Raw genomic sequence first — 776 nt, 5'->3', positions numbered from 1 at the left:
GATAGTGTCCTGAAGGTTCTGCAAAAAGTTTTGGAGAGAGAACGGCGCTTGCTCTGAAGGGCGAGCGGCCATGGCACGGTGGTGACGTTGCAATCACCGATTCCCGTGGAAGGGGAAGTGCCATGACCAATCGAGAAGTTAAACTGAGCAGGGGCGAGTTGAAAGCGTTGCTGCTGTCGGATGAGGACGGCTTTCGCCAGGTATTGCAGACTGTCGTGCAGGAGGCTCTGGAAGCCGAGATGACGGAGGCGATCGGGGCCGAGAAAGGCGAGCGGACGGCGGAGCGGGTGAGTTACCGGTCCGGGTATTACGAGCGCAAGCTGGTGACGCGGGTTGGGGTGCTGGAACTTCGCGTTCCGCAGGATCGGACGGGCCGGTTCTCGACGGAGTTGTTTGAGCGCTATCAGCGTTCGGAGAAGGCCTTGGTGTCGGCGCTGGTCGAGATGTACGTACAAGGCGTTTCGACCCGCAAGGTGAAGGCGGTGACGGAGGAATTGTGCGGCCACTCTTTCTCGGCCTCGACGGTGAGCGAGGCGACGATGCGGCTGGATGAGGCGCTCAAGGCGTTCTTCACGCAGCGGCTCGAGGAAAGCTATCCGTATCTCATCTTGGACGCGCGCTATGAACGGGCTCGCGAGGCGGGCGTGATCGCCAGCCAGGCGGTGCTGGTGGCGATCGGCGTGGATTGGGAGGGCCGGCGCCAGGTCCTGGGCGTGGAGCTGGCCAACCGGGAGAGCCATTCGAGCTGGCGCGAGTTCGTGACGGGGCTCAAGAAT

1 protein-coding gene is annotated in these 776 nt (G+C 62.2%); it reads left to right on the top strand.

All coding sequences use genetic code 11. The features are described 5' to 3' along the window. Nucleotides 1-122 precede the first annotated feature (122 nt). A partial coding sequence (locus NKH43_RS35230; RefSeq protein ID WP_352862064.1) for an IS256 family transposase occupies nucleotides 123-776 on the top strand: 654 nt, incomplete at its 3' end.

The organism is Mesorhizobium sp. M1163 (assembly GCF_040318415.1).
Lineage (GTDB): Bacteria > Pseudomonadota > Alphaproteobacteria > Rhizobiales > Rhizobiaceae > Mesorhizobium.
The sequence above is the reverse complement of the archived record's forward strand: the minus strand, read 5'-3'. Positions and strand labels throughout refer to the sequence as shown.